At 29.0% G+C, this 17,797-nt stretch carries 14 protein-coding genes; 2 read left to right on the forward strand and 12 right to left on the reverse strand.

Annotated elements, in window-relative coordinates; genetic code table 11:
- From J2Z25_RS06515 to purR, 12 genes are all read right to left on the reverse strand, one after another.
- Nucleotides 1-1,536, reverse strand: a complete 1,536-nt coding sequence (locus J2Z25_RS06515) for a putative polysaccharide biosynthesis protein (RefSeq protein WP_097033572.1) — start codon at nt 1,534-1,536, stop codon at nt 1-3.
- A 105-nt stretch (nt 1,537-1,641) separates the two neighbouring features.
- On the reverse strand, nt 1,642-2,190 hold the full coding sequence (gene spoVT, locus J2Z25_RS06520; protein WP_008681645.1) for a stage V sporulation protein T: 549 nt from the start codon (nt 2,188-2,190) through the stop codon (nt 1,642-1,644).
- A 219-nt stretch (nt 2,191-2,409) separates the two neighbouring features.
- The gene (locus J2Z25_RS06525; RefSeq protein WP_209739224.1) at nt 2,410-3,387 is read right to left on the reverse strand and encodes a peptidylprolyl isomerase; all 978 of its coding nucleotides are present in this window, start codon (nt 3,385-3,387) and stop codon (nt 2,410-2,412) included.
- Between the two features lie 96 nt (nt 3,388-3,483).
- A complete protein-coding gene (mfd, locus tag J2Z25_RS06530; RefSeq protein ID WP_209739226.1) occupies nt 3,484-6,993 on the reverse strand; it encodes a transcription-repair coupling factor in 3,510 nt (1,169 codons plus the stop codon).
- A 20-nt stretch (nt 6,994-7,013) separates the two neighbouring features.
- A complete protein-coding gene (gene pth, locus J2Z25_RS06535) occupies nt 7,014-7,589 on the reverse strand; it encodes an aminoacyl-tRNA hydrolase (protein ID WP_008681639.1) in 576 nt (191 codons plus the stop codon).
- Nucleotides 7,590-7,713: 124 nt separating this feature from the next.
- Entirely contained in the window at nt 7,714-8,847 is a 1,134-nt protein-coding gene (locus J2Z25_RS06540; protein ID WP_209739228.1) for a S1C family serine protease, read from the reverse strand.
- 25 nt (nt 8,848-8,872) lie between these two features.
- Nucleotides 8,873-10,294, reverse strand: a complete 1,422-nt coding sequence (locus J2Z25_RS06545; protein WP_008681635.1) for a sensor histidine kinase — start codon at nt 10,292-10,294, stop codon at nt 8,873-8,875.
- Entirely contained in the window at nt 10,294-10,980 is a 687-nt protein-coding gene (locus tag J2Z25_RS06550; protein WP_008681633.1) for a response regulator transcription factor, read from the reverse strand. Before J2Z25_RS06550 ends, J2Z25_RS06545 begins: the two co-directional genes overlap by 1 nt.
- Before the next feature lie 167 nt (nt 10,981-11,147).
- Nucleotides 11,148-12,107: a ribose-phosphate diphosphokinase gene (locus J2Z25_RS06555; RefSeq protein WP_008681631.1), complete on the reverse strand. Its 960-nt coding sequence runs from the start codon at nt 12,105-12,107 to the stop codon at nt 11,148-11,150.
- 49 nt (nt 12,108-12,156) lie between these two features.
- The gene (gene glmU, locus J2Z25_RS06560) at nt 12,157-13,527 is read right to left on the reverse strand and encodes a bifunctional UDP-N-acetylglucosamine diphosphorylase/glucosamine-1-phosphate N-acetyltransferase GlmU (RefSeq protein WP_209739231.1); all 1,371 of its coding nucleotides are present in this window, start codon (nt 13,525-13,527) and stop codon (nt 12,157-12,159) included.
- Nucleotides 13,528-13,783: 256 nt separating this feature from the next.
- Nucleotides 13,784-14,068, reverse strand: a complete 285-nt coding sequence (gene spoVG / locus J2Z25_RS06565; protein ID WP_008681625.1) for a septation regulator SpoVG — start codon at nt 14,066-14,068, stop codon at nt 13,784-13,786.
- Between the two features lie 127 nt (nt 14,069-14,195).
- Nucleotides 14,196-15,014, reverse strand: a complete 819-nt coding sequence (gene purR / locus J2Z25_RS06570; protein WP_008681622.1) for a pur operon repressor — start codon at nt 15,012-15,014, stop codon at nt 14,196-14,198.
- 279 nt (nt 15,015-15,293) lie between these two features.
- On the opposite strand from purR, the gene murC reads away from it, so the two are divergent.
- Together murC and J2Z25_RS06580 are read left to right on the forward strand one after the other, a co-directional pair.
- Nucleotides 15,294-16,667: a UDP-N-acetylmuramate--L-alanine ligase gene (murC, locus tag J2Z25_RS06575; RefSeq protein WP_008681621.1), complete on the forward strand. Its 1,374-nt coding sequence runs from the start codon at nt 15,294-15,296 to the stop codon at nt 16,665-16,667.
- Between the two features lie 270 nt (nt 16,668-16,937).
- Nucleotides 16,938-17,756 carry a purine-nucleoside phosphorylase gene (locus J2Z25_RS06580; protein ID WP_209739233.1) on the forward strand — a complete coding sequence of 273 codons (819 nt, stop codon included), beginning with the start codon at nt 16,938-16,940 and terminating at the stop codon, nt 17,754-17,756.
- Nucleotides 17,757-17,797 lie beyond the last annotated feature (41 nt).

The raw sequence follows: 17,797 nt of genomic DNA on the forward strand, positions 1-17,797 counted from the left end.
TTAATTTTTTACAATTCTATTTTTTATTTCGTCTATGCTAAATACCTTTAGTATTAGTATTAATGCCATATATATAATAATACCCAAAAATATAGCTATTAAGCAAGCAGAACCATTACTACCTGTCTTATTAAATAAATATAAATATGCTGATAACACTCCAAACATCATGATAAAAGCTGCAATAATTGGTTTTATAGCTGTTTGATATATATCTAGCTTTAATTTTAATCTCTTCTTAAGTGAAATTAAGTTTAATATTGTTGATACTAAATAAGCCGATATACTAGCTATTACAGCACCATAAATATTTATATTTGCCATAGGCACTAGCACAAATGTTAAAATAATCTTTATGATGCATCCTATAAATAGGTTTATTATAGGTCTAATATAATGACCTATACCTTGCATAATTGATGTAGTTGTCTGAGTTATTATTATGAAAGGAACTGATAAAGATAAATATTTAAGTATTAATATACCGTCCCATTTCCCGGGAAATATAAGTTTCATTATTGGTCCTGCAAGAAAGAATAATCCTAAAGTACACGGCATAGCTATTAACATAGATAACTTTATCGACAATTGAACTTTTGACTCTAAATCTTTTCTTTTATTCATTATATAATTTTCTGCTATTATAGGAATAAGTGAAGTTCCTACTGCCATAGATAATGTCAATGGAATATTAGTTATTACATTTGCCTTGCCTGTTAATTGAGCATATAAAATAGTTGCACTCTCTGATGTTAATCCAGCTTGCAAAAGCTTTTGTGGAACTAATATCGAATCAATTAAGCTCATTATAGTACCTACCGTTGTTCCTACTGAAATTGGTAAAGCAATCTTTAATATAGAAGTTAATACTTCTGGATTACTCTTAACTCTTTTATTCCACATTTGTTTTTTTACTTTTTTATATTTTTCACGAAGATATGTTGCTCCTATTACACCTCCGGCAGCTGCACCAAAAGCAGCTCCCCCTGCTGCATATTCTATTCCTCTAGGTAAAAATAATATAGCAAGTCCAACTCCTATTATTACCCTTCCTATCTGCTCAAGTATTTGTGATACTCCTGATGGAGTCATATTTTGCAACCCTTGAAAAAATCCCCTATATATAGTCATTATAGATATTACAAATGGTGCAAAGGATATTCCAAGTAAAGCATAATATGATTTCATGTCCCACTGAACAAATTTTATAATAGGTTTAGCAAAAAAGAACAATATAAGGGTTGTACCAACACCTAAGAACATCATTAAAATTGTTGATTCTTTTACAACCTCAAATATTCCCTGTATATCACCCTTTGCCTTTTTTTCTGATATCATTTTCGAAATAGCTACTGGTACCCCTGACGCCATAGCAACGAAAAACATATATAAAGGATATGACATTTGATAATATCCAACACCTTCGTCACCTATAAGCATTATTAGCGGCCATCTAAAGAATAACCCTAAAAACTTTGCTACCATTCCTGCTACTCCAAGTACTATACTTGCTTTAAGTAGTGATTGTTTCTTCATAAAATACCTCCAAACTCAAAATAGTTCTAGTAAATTTGTATTGTAAGTTTAGAGGTATTATTACTTTATTTTATTTATTACTTTATATTTGATAAAATATTTATTTTATTGTTCCATTTGTTTACCTAAGAAAGCTGAAGCTGTTTCAGATAACTTCAATTCAAGTTCTCCTAACTTTTCTCCTGATTCCTTTGATAATATAATAACTGCTCCAATTGCATCCCCTTCAGCTATTATTGGAGATATTACTTGACTAGCGTATTTTCCTGTTTCTTCATCATTATGTAATGGAATAGTCTTATTTTGTTCTGTTATAAGAACAGCTCTTCTATCCTCCATTACTTTTTCTAATTCTACACTAACTTTTCTCTCCATGTAATCTCTTTTTGGAGCTCCACTTACTGATATAAATGCATCTTTATCTGCAATTAAAACAATATGTCCAATTGCTTGTTGTAAGCTTTCGGCATATTCTTTTGAGAAGTCTGTTAACTCTCCAATTGGTGAATATTTCTTTAAAATAACCCCGCCTTCTCTATCAGTGAAAATCTCTAACGGATCCCCTTCTCTAATTCTTAATGTTCTTCTTATCTCTTTTGGTATAACAACTCTACCTAAGTCATCAATACGTCTAACAATTCCTGTTGCCTTCATTCTTATGAGCTACCTCCTTTTATTAATAATAATTAGTTGCAATATTATTATTTGACTTCTTAGAAATTTTATACACATATAACCAAAATTTATAAAATAATAGAATACTTCTAACGTTTTAACTGTAAAACTAAATCTAAAAATAAGTATTATAAATAAACAAAGGGATCAGTTTAACTAAACTGATCCCTTTAATTTATTATCTCTTAATTATTTTTTCTAAAGTCTATCTTCGTATATTTTTACATTATAATCCTTTTTCCATTGCTCAATAGAACTTGAATAAATTTCATTTTTCTTTTGATTTTCTAATGTAGTCTTTATAGAATCCTTAACTTCATCAAAAGTTCCTTGTTTAACTTTAGTTGCTCTAATTATATGATAACCAAATTGGCTTTTTACTGGTTCTGATATTTCTCCCTCTTTAAGAGCTTTTAATCCTGCTACAAAATCTTGGTCATATTCTGTTGTGTTAAACTTAATTACGCCTAAATTACCGCCACTTTCTGCTGCAGCTGGTTCCTCTGAAGCCTCTTTTGCCACTGTAGCAAAATCTTCTCCATTTATAATTCTTTCTCTGATCTCTTTTGCCTTAGCTTCATCACTTACCACTATATGTTCAGCATTAGCTTCACCAAAACTATCTTTATTTTCTTCATAATATGCTTTTATATCTTCATCAGTTATATTAACGTCTTTAAATAAATCTTCTGTTACTTTTTCTGTTGCTAATTTATTTTTCATGCTTTCTGTAAGCTTAGTTGTATATTCATCTAAAGTCATTCCAGCTTGCTCAAGAGCTGCATTAAATTGCTCATCTCCGCCATAGCTTTCTTTAAGACTTTCTATATACTTTTGAACTTCAGCATCAACCTCTTCTTGGGTTGGAGTTACTCCTAATTCTTCTGCCTTTTTAAGCATCATTTTTTCTTCAACCAATAAATTTATTGCTTGAGTTCTTAAAGCTTTTACCTGTTCTGCCATATTAGGATTAGTATCATAATCACTTCCATATTTTTGTAAATATGGATCAGCTATTTCATCTACTTCTCCCTTAGTTATCTTTACATCTCCAACCTTTGCTAAAACAGTATTCTTTATTGCTTCTGGTGTTTTTTGTATCATTTCACATCCAACTGCTGAAAAAGCAAATATACTTAAAGCTCCTGCAGCTATAATTTTCTTAATTTTAATCACTTAAGTTCCCTCACTTCTCTTTTAATTTGTTTCAATACCATTATACATGTCTAGTATATCAATATTGTGTCAGTTATTCAATTTATATAAATAACTTTACATATTTTTTGTTAAATTTTCTAATATTTCCTTATAAAATCCTAATATAGTTTCTTTCTTTATATCCGAACTTCTCACCGCAAAGTATGGTTTTTCTCCAAACATTAAAAATACTTTATCCTTATAATTCTCCAACAGGTATTTATATATGCTATTTAAATTCTTAATTCCATCCGCAAATATAAACTTAACTTCCTTTGGTGTTTCCTTTATTTCTTCAATAGAAATAATTTTGGCTCTACTCTTAATATAAGCTATATCCATCAAGTTATATACAGGGTCTGGAATTTCTGAATATCTATCTTCAAGTTCAGATTTTATATCCATATAATCTTCTAATCCATCAATAGCAGCAATCTTCTTGTATATTTCTATTTTTTGAATTTCATCTTCAATATAAGTTCCTGGTATATATGCATCTACCTTTATATCTACTGTAGTTTCAATAGGCTCTTTCTCTATTTCACCCTTAATAATTTTTATTGTATCTTCTAGCATTCTACAGTATAAATCATATCCTATTGCAGCCATATGACCATGTTGAGCTGAACCCATCATATTTCCAGCCCCTCTTATTTCTAAATCTCTCATTGCTATCTTGAAACCTGATCCAAGCTCTGTAAAATCCTTAAGAGCCTTTAATCTCTTTTCAGCTACTTCTGTTAATATTTTATCTTTAGTGTACATAAAGTAAGCATATGCTATTCTATTTGACCTTCCAACTCTACCTCTTAATTGATAAAGTTGTGATAATCCCATTTTATCTGAATCGTGAATTATCATAGTATTAACATTTGGTATATCTATTCCCGTTTCTATAATTGTTGTGCATACTAATATATCGTAATCTTTATTCATAAAGCTTACCATTTCTTTTTCAAGTTGTCTTTCAGTCATTTGTCCATGTATAATTCCAACTTTACACTCAGGAACTAATTCCCTGATGTATTTAGCCATCCCCTCTATACTTTCAACTCTATTATAGACATAATAAACTTGACCACTTCTATTCACTTCTCTTAATATCGCATCTCTTACAAGTTGATCATTTTGCTCCACTACATAAGTTTGTATTGGATATCTTTCCTCCGGCGGTGTCTCTATTACAGATATATCCCTTGCTCCTGTTAATGACATATGAAGAGTTCTTGGTATCGGTGTTGCACTTAATGTTAATACATCAACATTTTTCTTTAATCCTTTTATTTTTTCTTTTTGAGCAACCCCAAATCTTTGTTCCTCATCTATTATTAGAAGTCCTAAATCCTTAAAAACAATATCCTTAGAAACTAGTCTATGAGTTCCTATCAATATATCTACATTACCTTCTTTTACAGCTTGAAGTGTTGCTTTTTGCTCTTTTGCACTTCTAAATCTACTTATCATATCTATTTTTACTGGAAAATCTGAAAATCTCTTTGTCATATTTTTATAATGTTGTTCTGCCAGTATAGTTGTAGGTACTAGGAATGCTACTTGCTTACCATCCATAACAGCTTTAAATGCTGCTCTAATAGCAACCTCTGTTTTTCCATACCCAACATCACCGCATAGAAGTCTATCCATAGGCTTATCAGTTTCCATGTCATGCTTAATTTCTTCTAGAGATGTTAATTGATCTGGTGTTTCCTCAAATGGAAATTCATCTTCAAACTGTTTTTGCCACTCTGTATCTTTTCTAAATTTATATCCCTTTAAAGTAGCCCTTGTAGCATAAAGCTTAACCAAATCTTCTGCTATCTCATTTATAGATTTTTTAACTTTTGCTTTTGCTTTATTCCATTCATTACTTCCAAGTTTATTTACCTTAGGAGTTTTACCTTCACTTCCTATATACTTTTGAACTAAATCTAACTGATCAACAGGGACATATAATTTATCACCTTTATCATAAACAATATCTAAATAATCTCTTGTATGTCCACCAACTTCTATTTGCTTTATTCCTTTATAAACCCCAACTCCATGATTAGCATGAACAACATAATCTCCAAGCTTAAGCTCTGCAAAGCTTTTTATTTTCCCTATGCCTTTTCTTGAACTAGCCTTTTTAGATATTTTTCTTTTAGCTTCTCCAAAAACATCTTTATCTGATATTACACACAGTTTTAAATCAGGATACTCAAAACCTTTTAATAGATTTCCGAAGGTAATAACAACCTCTCCAAACTCTATTGATTTTATATCCTCTCTGTAAGAACTTTCAATTTCCCTATCTCTTAATGTATTTACAAGTCTTTCTCCCCTAGTCCTTGTTCCAGATAATATTATCGTCTTATATCCCTTTGACTTTTTCTCTTTAATATCATCTATTAACAAATCTAATTGACCTTGATAACTATTTAGAGTTGATGCATTAAATGAATATCTTTCTATAGGATTTAAAATTTTACTATTAATAGCAAATACATCTAAAGTTATTGATTTTTTAGATTCTAATTTTTCAATTAAATCATCTTTATTTAATAAAAGCTTACTTTGAGATGGTAAAATTCCTCCTCTTTGTAAAAAAGCTTCATAATTTTCACTAAATTCAAAATAACAACTTTCTAGTTTACCTTCACATTTTTTAACGTCATCAATTACATACATATAATCTTTTACATAGCTAAAAAAGCTATCCGTCTTATCATAGAAATAAGGTAAATAACTATCTAAAGTTTCAAATGTTAAAGTTTCTGTTAAAGATTCTATGTTCGCACTTATAATCGATTCCAACTTTTGTATTCTTTCATCATTTCCTTTAGCTTTACCTTTAATTTCTTGGAATTCTTTTAAAATAGCTTCTTTTCCTCTATTTAATGCTTCTTCATTTAATATAATCTCTTTGGCTGGGAATATCTCTATATTATCAACCTTTTCAATACTTCTTTGTGATTCTTTATTAAAAGTTCGTATAGACTCTATTGAATCTCCAAAAAGCTCTATTCTATATGGATAAGTAGCTATTGGTGGAAATACATCAAGAATTCCTCCTCTTAAAGAAAATTCTCCCTTTCCTTCTACAGCCTCTACCCTTTCATAACCACTTTCTAATAGTTTTTTAGATAAATCTTTAAAATTAACATCATCATCTACACTTAATTTAAATGTATATTCCCTAAATAATTCCTTAGGAGTATATACTGATGTTAAGGTATCGATTGATGTTACTATTATCTTATTTTTATTATCTAAAATTTCTTTTATTACCTTTAGTCTTGCCCATCTCAAATCTCCTGAAATAGCATCTATATTATAAAAAACTACCTCTTTTGCAGGAAAATAATAAATATCATTTGTATAAAAACTTAAATCTTCATATATATTCTTCGCTTCCATATCACTATGAGTAAATATTATCATAGGTGAATCTATACTTTCATATATTCCAAAAATCCCATAGCTTTTTCCTGAATCCGATAATCCATTTATATTAATCGGGTACCTTTTATTATTAATACTAGTTATTATTTCATTGAAAGTAGAGTCATTTCTTAAAGGTTGTAGTACCCCCTTTAATCTCATTAATATACACCGTCCTTAATCTATTCTTTTTTTGATGTTTTAAACCCATTAAATCTATTCATCGCTTCTTTTGTTCCGTCTTTTATTATAACTTCTACTGCCTTTGAGGAAGCATCTATAACTTCTATCAAACTATCCATATCTTCCTTATTAAATCTCCCTAAAACATGAGAAACTAAATCACTTGTAGGTTGTCCTACGCCTATTTTAACTCTTGGAAAAATATCTGTGCCTATATTAGCTATTATACTCTTGATACCATTATGTCCACCAGCACTTCCTTTTTCTCTAATTCTAAGTTTTCCAACTTCTAAACTAATGTCATCATATATAACTATAACTTCATCATTTTCTAATTTATAAAAATTTATGACCTCTCGTATACTTTCTCCACTTAAATTCATATAAGTTGTTGGTTTCAATAAAATAACCTTATTATTATTTATGAATCCCTCCCCGTATACTCCTTTAAATTTTGTCCTATTTATATCTATATTATACTTGTTTGAAATATAGTCTATAGCCTCAAACCCTATATTATGTCTAGTTCCATCGTATTCTTTACCTGGATTTCCTAATCCAACAATTAAAAACATATTATGCAGCCTCCTAATTGCTATTAGCATATTTATTATTATACTAGTTTTTTACAATAATAAAAGTATTTAAAATAAAATTGCAACCCTTAAATAGAGCTGCAAATAATTATATTTATTTTTATTAATTATATATCTTTATTTCTAAGTCTTTTACTTCACCAGAGCGCATTACTTTGCATTTTAATGTATCTCCTGGCAATTTATTTTTTAATATTTCGGACATTTGTGTAATACTCGTTATCTTTTTCCCATCCATTTCAAATATTATATCTGTAGGACGTAGCCCTGATTTATATGAACCTCTCTCTTGATTAATTGCTGCAATATAAAATCCACCTACATTATTCCACTTATCACTATTAATAAATCCACCCTCTGAAATACCTAGTATATCTTTTATCTCATTTGTTGAACTTACTACTTCCTCTAGAGAACTAAAGTCTAACGCATAGTACAATCCATTTTGATTCATCTCATTCGTTATTTTATAACTAGCAATACCTATAATTTCTCCATTTATATTACTTATTATTCCCCCTGTATTCATAGCTGTTATTGGTGTATTAATTTCTAGTACTTTATATTTACTATTATTGGTGTTTATACTTCTATTAGTTGCTGTTATTATGCCTGGTATTATATTATCTATGTAATCGCTACTAGTAGAATTGCTGATAAGAAAAATTTTTTCTCCTTCTACTATATCTGATTTCATAACAAATTTAATCGGTATTAACTCTTCATCACAATTAACTTGTATAAGTGCAAGATCCATATTTTCATTTGCTACAACTATTTCAGCCTTAACAGGCTTAGCTCCTACCGAAGGTAATTTTACATATATATTCTTAAAGTTTTTTATTTTCGAGTAGTTTGTTAATATCTTTCCATTGCTTTCTATAATCACACCAGTTGTATTACTATCAAAATACTTATTTTGAGTTAAATTAACCTCACTATCACTTATTGTTACTAATGATTGTTTTACTTTTTCTATTAATCCAGAATACTCTAAAGTAATAGTGTTTTTTTCTAATTTATCATTTAGTTCATTAACTAAATCTTTATATTTATTCTCGATAACTAAAATTGAAAATAATGCACCCGATAATCCCGCTATAATTAATAAGCTCAAAAGCTTACCAAGCATTTTAATGTTAGATTTTGTTCTCTTTCTTTTAAATTGTATTGAAGGAAAGTTTTCATTCATAAACTCATCTTTATCATTAAATTTATCCTTCAACTTTTTATTCATAAAATCCCCTCCTCCAACATTAATTTTATTTAATTGATCTTTTAAGTGTAAAAGTAAATTTAACGCCTTTTCCTTCTATATTATTAACCCAAATATCCTGATTATGTTGAGATAATATTAACCTAACTATTGATAACCCAAGCCCCGTACTTATTTTATTGGTTCTAGCTTTATCCATTTTATAAAACCTTTCCCATATCTTATTGATATCCTCTTTTGGAATATTAGGACCACTATTAAATATACTAACATATACAAAATCGCCCTTTGCATATGTTTCCACTTGTATCCTTCCGCCTTCATCGCCATACTTTATAGCGTTTTCAAGGAGATTAGTCACAACTTGTATTATCCTATCTCTATCGCCTATACAGTACTCATAGCTATCATTAAATATAACCTCAACTCTAATTTTTTTCTCGTTTATCTTTCCTTCTAAATTTAATGTACATAAAGTTATAATTTCATTTATATCCAACTTAGCCACTTTTAGCTTAAACTTTCCTGACTCCATAGTTGATATATCTAATAGATCATTTACAAGCCTCGACAGCCTAGAAACTTCATCATTTACTATATTTAAATAATAGTTTTCTTTATCCTTAGGAATAACACCATCAACAATCCCTGTTATGAAGCCCTTAATTGATGTTATTGGAGATCTTAGTTCATGAGATACATTTGAAATAAATTCACGTCTTACATTATCTACCTTTTCTAAAGATTCTGCCATTATATTGAATGAATTTGCTAATTCACCTATTTCATCATCTGAGTCTATATAAACCCGTTTTTCTACTTCACCTTTTGCAAGCTTCTTAGCTGCATTGTTAATTTCAGATAGAGGACTTATTAATATTTTTTGAGAAAAATAATATGCAACTACACTTGATAAAACAACAGCTCCTAATACAGATATCCATATCACACTGTATAATTTTTTTGAAAAATCAGTACTCTCAGAGTTTTCAAAAACTATTATAATACCATTAAAACTCTCTCCATTAAATAATGGAGTTGTATAAGTTTTAAATCTTTTATTGTTTTTATCAAAAAAACTTTTTTCTATCATTTTACCAGATTTTAATCTTTTTAAATCTGAATCATTCATATCTATTTTGTTATACATTAAATCCTCAAATCTTTCATCAGATATGGCATATACATAACCTTGATTATCTAAAATTATTGAATCCATATCGACAGAAGCTTTAATTATTTTCATTGTACTTTTTAAATCCTCATATCCAGTTTCACTATTTTCATTTAAAAATTCTTCTGTAGAACCTTGAATTATCTCCATGTATTTACTTATACGTTCAGATCTTAGTATTGAATAATCCCTATTAATCCAAGCTGATAAAACCATTCCAATCAATATTAATAATATTGCTGTAATAGATGAAAAGGTAATTAAAATTTTATATATTACACTTTTCTTTTTCATTATTTCACCTCAAATTTATATCCAACACCCCAAACCGTTTCTATCAACCAATTCTCTCCGCCACTTATTTTTTCCCTTAATCTCTTAATATGAACATCAACAGTTCTAGAATCTCCTGGATAATCATATCCCCATACTTCACAAAGCAATTGCTCTCTTGTAAAAACCTTATTTTTATTACTTGCTAAGTAATGAAGTAGCTCAAACTCTTTAGGCGGCATTTTTATTTCAACACCTTTATAAACAACATTATAAGAATTGGCATCAATAACTAAATCTGAATAATTTATTATTTCAGTATTCTTTTCATCATAATTATATCTTCTCATAACAGCTTTCACTCTTGCTAGAAGCTCTTTTGGCTCAAATGGCTTTACTATATAATCATCGGCACCTAGCTCTAAAGCTAAAACCTTATCAAACGTATCACCTTTTGCAGTCAGCATAATCACCGGAATTTCACTTGATTTTCTAATCCACTTCAAAACTTCTATGCCATCTACTCCAGGTAACATAATGTCTAACAGTACTAAGTCTGGTTTAAAATCTCCAAAAACAGCACAAGCTTCTCTTCCATTGTGACACCTTCTAGTTTCATATCCTGCACTTATTAAATACATATTTATTACTTCGCATATATTTTCATCATCATCTACAATTAATACTTTTCCTAATCTATTATTCATAATAACACCATCCTTACTTTTATTATAATTCATTTATATCTTATATAAAATTTTTTATATTAATTATAAATAATAATTAATAATTGTTACAAATTATTAATTATTTACAGAATTAATAGGCCTCTAAAAAGTTTGTGCTTTTTAGAGGCCTTTTATCCTATTATGTATTAAACTTCAAATAACTTACTTATTGGTTCATCATCATATATTCTTTTTATTGCTTCTGCAAATAAAGGTGCTACTGATAATGATTTAAATTTAACTAAATCATCTTTTTCAGGTAACTTAATTGTATTTAACATAACTAATTCTTCTATAGCAGAGTTATTTATTCTTTCGAAAGCAGGTCCTGATAAAACTCCATGAGTACAACATGCATATACATTTTTAGCACCTAAATCCTTTAGTGCATTTGCTGCATTTGCTATAGTTCCTGCAGTATCTATCATATCATCTATTAAGATGCATTTTTTGCCTTCAACATCTCCTATTATATTCATGATTTCTGATACATTTGCCTTCGGTCTTCTCTTATCTATAATTGCTATCGGTGCATGTAATCTATCAGCAAACTTTCTTGCTCTAGTAACACTTCCTAAGTCAGGTGAAACAACTACAACATCATCTCTATCATCAAAGCCATTTTTCACAAAATACTTAGCTAATATTGGTGATCCTAATAGATGATCAACTGGTATATTGAAATATCCTTGAATTTGTGCTGCATGTAAATCCATAGTTAATACTCTATGAGCTCCTGCTGCTGTTAAAAGATCTGCAACTAATTTAGCTGTTATTGGATCTCTTGATTTAGCTTTTCTATCTTGTCTTGCATATCCATAGTATGGCATAACAACTGTAATTCTACCTGCTGAAGCTCTTTTAAATGCATCAATCATTATTAAAAGTTCCATTAAATTATTGTTAACAGGTGAACTAGTTGATTGAACTAAAAACACATCTGTTCCTCTTACAGTTTCTGCTATATCAACTGATATTTCTCCATCACTAAAAGTTGAAACCTTAGCTTTACCAAGTGGTAATCCTAGTATGTCAGCAATTTCTTTTGCTAATTCTGGATGTGAGTTTCCAGTAAATATTTTAATATTTTTTCCATGGGTTATCATTGTGTGAAGACCTCCTTAAAATTTTTAGCACTTTTGTTTATCTAAATAACTATTTGTTAGTAAGACCTTTTTTAGTCACCCAACCTTCGATATTCCTTTGTTTTGCCCTTGCTACTGCAAGCTCTCCTTCTTTTACATCATTAGTAATTGTTGATCCTGCAGCTATATATGTGTTATCTTCTACATTAACTGGTGATACTAAATTAGTATTGCAACCTATAAAGCTATTGTTCCCAATTGTAGTTTTATGCTTCTTTTGTCCATCATAGTTAACAACTACTGTTCCACAGCCAAAATTACAGTTTTCACCTACAGATGCATCGCCTATATATGTTAAATGTGACACTTTAGTATTATTCCCTATAGTTGATTTTTTAATTTCTACAAAATCTCCTATTCTAGCTCCCGAACCAATCACAGACTCTGGTCTTATATATGCAAACGGTCCAACAGTAGTTCTTTCACCAATTTGACTATCAATAATAACAGAAGATTGAATTTCTACATTATTTAATATTATACTATTTGATATTCTTGAATTTGGATATAGTATAACACCTTCTCCTATTTTAGTGTTTCCTTCTAAAACATTACCTGGATATATAATAGTATCCCTTCCTATTTCTACATCATCCCCTATATATGTAGTGCTTGGATCTATTAATGTTACACCATTAATCATATGTCTTGTATTAATTCTATTTCTTAATATTCCTTCTGCTTCCGCTAATTGTATTCTTGAATTAACTCCTATCGTTTCTTCATAGTCTATTGTAACAGCTCCAACCTTATTTCCTTCTTCTTTTAATATTCCGATAACATCTGTTAAATAATATTCTCCTTGATTATTATTATTAGATAATTTATCTAACGAATTTAAAAGCCTTTCTATATCAAAGCAATATATTGCAGCATTCATTTCATTTATTTTTAGCTCTTCTTCAGTACAATCTTTATGTTCAACAATTTTTAAAACTTCATCATTTTCTCTTACAACTCTTCCATATCCAGTTGGATCTTCAACTATTGAACTTAATAATGTCGCACTATTTTTATTTTCTATATGTGTTTTAAATAAATTATCAACTGTTTCAGCTTTTATTAATGGTGCATCTCCACAAAAAACTCCTACAACACCCTTTTTACCTCTTAAAAAGTCAATGGCGCATTTTACAGCATGACCTGTACCTAATTGTTCCTCTTGTAATGCATAGCTCACATTTCTAGAAGAAGTCTTTTCTTTTACAAGGTCTGCTCCTTTTCCAATGATAACATTTATATCTTCTATATTAGCTTTTCTCATAGTATCTATAACATGATTAACCATCTCTTTACCACATACTTTATGTAAAACCTTTGGCAAATCAGATTTTATTCTAGTTCCTTGTCCAGCAGCTAAAATTAATGAACATTTATACATAAAAAAACACCCCTCTATAAAATGTTAAGGACAAATTTATAATTAACTTAAAAAACGTTCGTAAACATCTCATTATATTATATTGTATTAGAAAAAGTATTTCAACCTATTTATCCTTCCTTCATTCTCTTCCATTATGTATCTGCCCTACTTTGCATCGAATTACATTGCTTTATTAATAATTTTTTTCAATAAATAAAGGAAATTATCACAAAAAAATAAAAGGGTCATCCCTTTTATTTTTAATTAACATAATTTAGCCAACTACTTCTTCAGAATCTTCTTCAAGTTTAGCTTTTTCATAAGCCTCAAGTATTGAATTCTGAATCTTTTCTCTAGTGTCTGTGTTAATAGGATGCGCTATATCCTTAAACTCTCCATCTGGTGTCTTTCTACTTGGCATAGCTATAAATAATCCATTTTGTCCTTCGATTACCTTGATGTCATGAACTACAAATTCGTTGTCAAATGTAACAGAAACTATAGCCTTCATCTTTCCATCAGAAGCTATTTTTCTAATTCTTACATCAGTTATTGTCATCGCACTACACCTCCGTTGCTCTGATAGATATTAAATTCTATAAAAAATATAAAAATCCTTCTTTTATTTAAAAATTTTTTAAATTTTTTAAATTTTTCAAATTTTGTGTAGCTTGCCCGAAGTTTTTTTAATTATTTATCAAATTTGAAGGCTTAACTTCTAAATCTTTCGATTCACCTAAGTGTCTTAATTCGACTATAGATATATAATCATCGACTCTTTTTTGAGCTACTCCTATGTTATCTACTAATACTCCAATTCCTATTAATTCACTTTCAAATTCTTTTAATAAATCCTTTATTCCTTGTGCAGTTCCGCCACCTCTTAAGAAATCATCTATAAATATACATTTACTTTTTGTTTTCATTGATTTCTTTGAAAGTGACATTTGCTGAATTCTCCCGCTAGTACCTGACACATAATTTATTGTAACAGTCGATCCCTCTGTTACTTTGTTATCTCTTCTTATTATAACTAGTGGAATTCCTAAGTTCCTTGCAACTTCATAAGCAAGTGGGATTCCTTTAGTTTCAACTGTTACAACATAATCCACATCATTATTACAGAATACTGAAGATAATATAACTCCCGCTTTACTGATAATTTGAGGATTATACATTAAATCTGTCATGTATATAAAGTTCCCTGGAACAATTCTACTTTCATCCTTCAACATTTCACAAAGATCTTCAGCAAACTTTTTTCTACTTTCTTTTTCTATTCCTGGAATGTATTTTATTCCTCCTGCTGCTCCAGCTATTGTTTCAACTTTTCCCATTTCCAATTTTTCTAAAATTTCTCTTACTATTACTATATCTTCACTTATGGTTGATTTTGCTGCATTTAATAAATCTGAAAACTTATTTAATCCTATAACCTTATTTGGGTTCTCAGTTAAAATTTTTGTAATGGCCACTACTCTGCTATTTCTACTTAGCTTTTCCAAAATATATCACCTACAATTTCAATTTTTTCCGAATTATTCGTTAGTTTTAAGCATCTAATATTCATATTTTATTCTATATTTTTCTCAATATCAATAGATTTTAATCAGTTATCTTCTATTTAGATTATAATTATTATTTTTTTTAATAAAATTTTATCAATTTATTTAAATATAGCTTTTTTATGTGTTTATTTTCTTAAATTTGTATATAATTATAAAGTGAAAACTATTTACAGTAATTTTTATAAAAGAATTCTTAATAATAAAGGGGTTGATTTTTTGTCTTTTGATTTAAGCAAAGATATAAATAAGAAAGTTCATTTTATAGGTATTGGCGGAATTAGTATGAGCGGACTTGCTGCTGTTTTACTAACAAAAGGGTTTAAGGTATCGGGTTCAGATTCTAAAGAATCTGAAATTACTAATAAATTAAAATCTGAAGGTGCTGAAATTTACATAGGTCATGATAAAGGTAACTTGAAAGATGTTGACTTAGTAGTTTATACAGCTGCTATTCCATCAGATAATCCAGAAATAATTGAAGCAAAGGATAAAAATATCGATCTTATGGATAGAGCCGAGTTTTTAGGTTTAATAATGAAAGGCCACAAATACAATGTTGCTATATCAGGTACACATGGAAAAACTACTTGTACATCAATGCTTTCACATGTTACTTTAAAAGCTGACTTAGATCCTACAATATTAGTTGGTGGGGAACTAGATGTAATTGATGGTAACTTCAAAATAGGAAATAGTGAATATTTCATAACAGAGGCCTGCGAATATAAGGAATCATTTTTAAAATTTTATCCATATATAGGAGTTATTTTAAATATAGATGCAGACCACTTAGATTATTATAGAGATTTAAATCATATAAAAGAAACTTTTGAAAAGTTCTCAAACATAATACCAAGTGATGGATATTTAATAGGTTATTGTGAAGATGAAAATGTAAATGAAATATTAAATAAAGCAAAGTGTAACACAATTAGTTATGGTATAAATAAAGGCGATGTAAGAGCTACAAATATATCTTTTGATAATAAAGGTCGCGCGAGCTTTACTGTATGTAAGGATAATGATGAATTGTTCGATGTAACTTTAAATACTACTGGTAAGCACAATATATTAAATGCTTTATCAACTATCTGTGTTGGATTAATATTTAATATACCTTATACTTCAATAATAGAAGGATTAAGAGAATGTAAGGGTGCACATAAAAGATTCGAATATAAAGGTGAATTCAATGGAGCTACAATAATTGATGATTATGCTCATCATCCTGTTGAAATTAAAGCTACTTTAGATACAGCAACAATAATACCTCATAAAAATATTTATGCTGTATTCCAACCACATACTTATACAAGAACAAAAACTCTATTTGAAGATTTTACTGAATGCTTCTCAGAGGTAGACGAACTATTGCTTATGGATATTTATGCAGCAAGAGAAAAAGATACTGGTATAGTAAACTCAGAACAACTTGGAGATGCAATAAGAGCTAAGGGGATTAAATGTACTAATATTCATAGCCATGAACAGGCTGCAAATTATTTAAAAAATGTAGTTTCTAATGATGATATTATTCTAACCATCGGCGCTGGAGACGTAGTAAAAGTTGCCGATATAATATTAAAATAATTGTCATTTAAAATTTAACTTATATTATTGTTTTATTAGCAAATACTATAGGAAGCAGACTTATATGAATTTTTTTATATAAATCTACTTCTTATAGTTTTCTTTTTGCCATCTTTTGACTAATACACTAATAATATTGATATTATTTGGTTTTTATGTTTATTTTTGAACAAGTTTATTTTATAATTTACAAGACTATAAGTACTATTCTATAATTTTTTTATTGTTTAAAATCTTATATAGTACAAATATTAAAGTAGAGGTGATTTTATGGATTTATCAAATAAGATTAAAAACGCTGCAGATTTTATAATGGAAAAATCTAAATACAAACCAGAAATCGGTTTAATTTTAGGTTCAGGATTAGGCTCATTAGCTGACTCTATAGAAAGCCCTGAATTTTACCCTTATGAGGAACTTCCTCACTTTCCAATATCAACAGTTGAAGGTCATGCTGGAAGATTAGTTATTGGTATGTTAAATGGAAAATGTGTTGTTGCAATGCAAGGAAGATTCCATTACTATGAAGGATATTCTTATAATGAAGTTACTTTTCCAGTTAGAGTAATGAAATTACTTGGAGTTGAAAAATTAATTGTTACTAATGCTGCTGGAGCAGTAAATACAAGCTTTAAGCCTGGAGATTTAATGCTTATAAATGATCATATTAACTTCTCTGGAGATAATCCGCTAATAGGTGCCAATCTTAAAGAATTCGGTCCTAGATTCCCGGATATGTCAAATGCATACAACCCAGAATTAATAAACAGAGCTTTAAACGTGGCTAAAGACTTAAATATAGATATAAAACAAGGTGTTTATATGATGTTTAGTGGCCCAACATATGAAACTCCTGCTGAAGTAAGAATGGCAAGAATACTTGGTGGAGATGCAGTAGGTATGTCTACAGCACCTGAAGTAATCATAGCAAATCATTCTGGAATGAAGGTTTTAGGTATTTCTTGCTTAACTAACATGGCTGCTGGAATACTAGAACAACCTTTAAACCATGAAGAAGTAGTAGAAACTTCTAATATGGTTAAGGAAAAATTCACTACATTTATGAATAAAATAATTGAAGTAATCTAACTTCAATTAAAGTAAATCATATACATAAGAAGAAATTGAGA

This window comes from Clostridium tertium (assembly GCF_017873245.1).
Taxonomy (GTDB): Bacteria; Bacillota; Clostridia; order Clostridiales; family Clostridiaceae; genus Clostridium; species Clostridium tertium.

Coding starts and splice junctions, on each gene's coding strand:
- J2Z25_RS06515 (WP_097033572.1), bottom strand. CDS start 1,536: ATGAAGAAACAATCACTACTTAAAGCAAGTATAGTACTTGGAGTAGCA.
- spoVT (WP_008681645.1), bottom strand. CDS start 2,190: ATGAAGGCAACAGGAATTGTTAGACGTATTGATGACTTAGGTAGAGTT.
- mfd (WP_209739226.1), bottom strand. CDS start 6,993: ATGAGATTAAAGGGGGTACTACAACCTTTAAGAAATGACTCTACTTTC.
- pth (WP_008681639.1), bottom strand. CDS start 7,589: ATGTTTTTAATTGTTGGATTAGGAAATCCAGGTAAAGAATACGATGGA.
- J2Z25_RS06540 (WP_209739228.1), bottom strand. CDS start 8,847: ATGAATAAAAAGTTGAAGGATAAATTTAATGATAAAGATGAGTTTATG.
- J2Z25_RS06545 (WP_008681635.1), bottom strand. CDS start 10,294: ATGAAAAAGAAAAGTGTAATATATAAAATTTTAATTACCTTTTCATCT.
- J2Z25_RS06550 (WP_008681633.1), bottom strand. CDS start 10,980: ATGAATAATAGATTAGGAAAAGTATTAATTGTAGATGATGATGAAAAT.
- J2Z25_RS06555 (WP_008681631.1), bottom strand. CDS start 12,107: ATGATAACCCATGGAAAAAATATTAAAATATTTACTGGAAACTCACAT.
- glmU (WP_209739231.1), bottom strand. CDS start 13,527: ATGTATAAATGTTCATTAATTTTAGCTGCTGGACAAGGAACTAGAATA.
- spoVG (WP_008681625.1), bottom strand. CDS start 14,068: ATGACAATAACTGATGTAAGAATTAGAAAAATAGCTTCTGATGGAAAG.
- J2Z25_RS06580 (WP_209739233.1), top strand. CDS start 16,938: ATGGATTTATCAAATAAGATTAAAAACGCTGCAGATTTTATAATGGAA.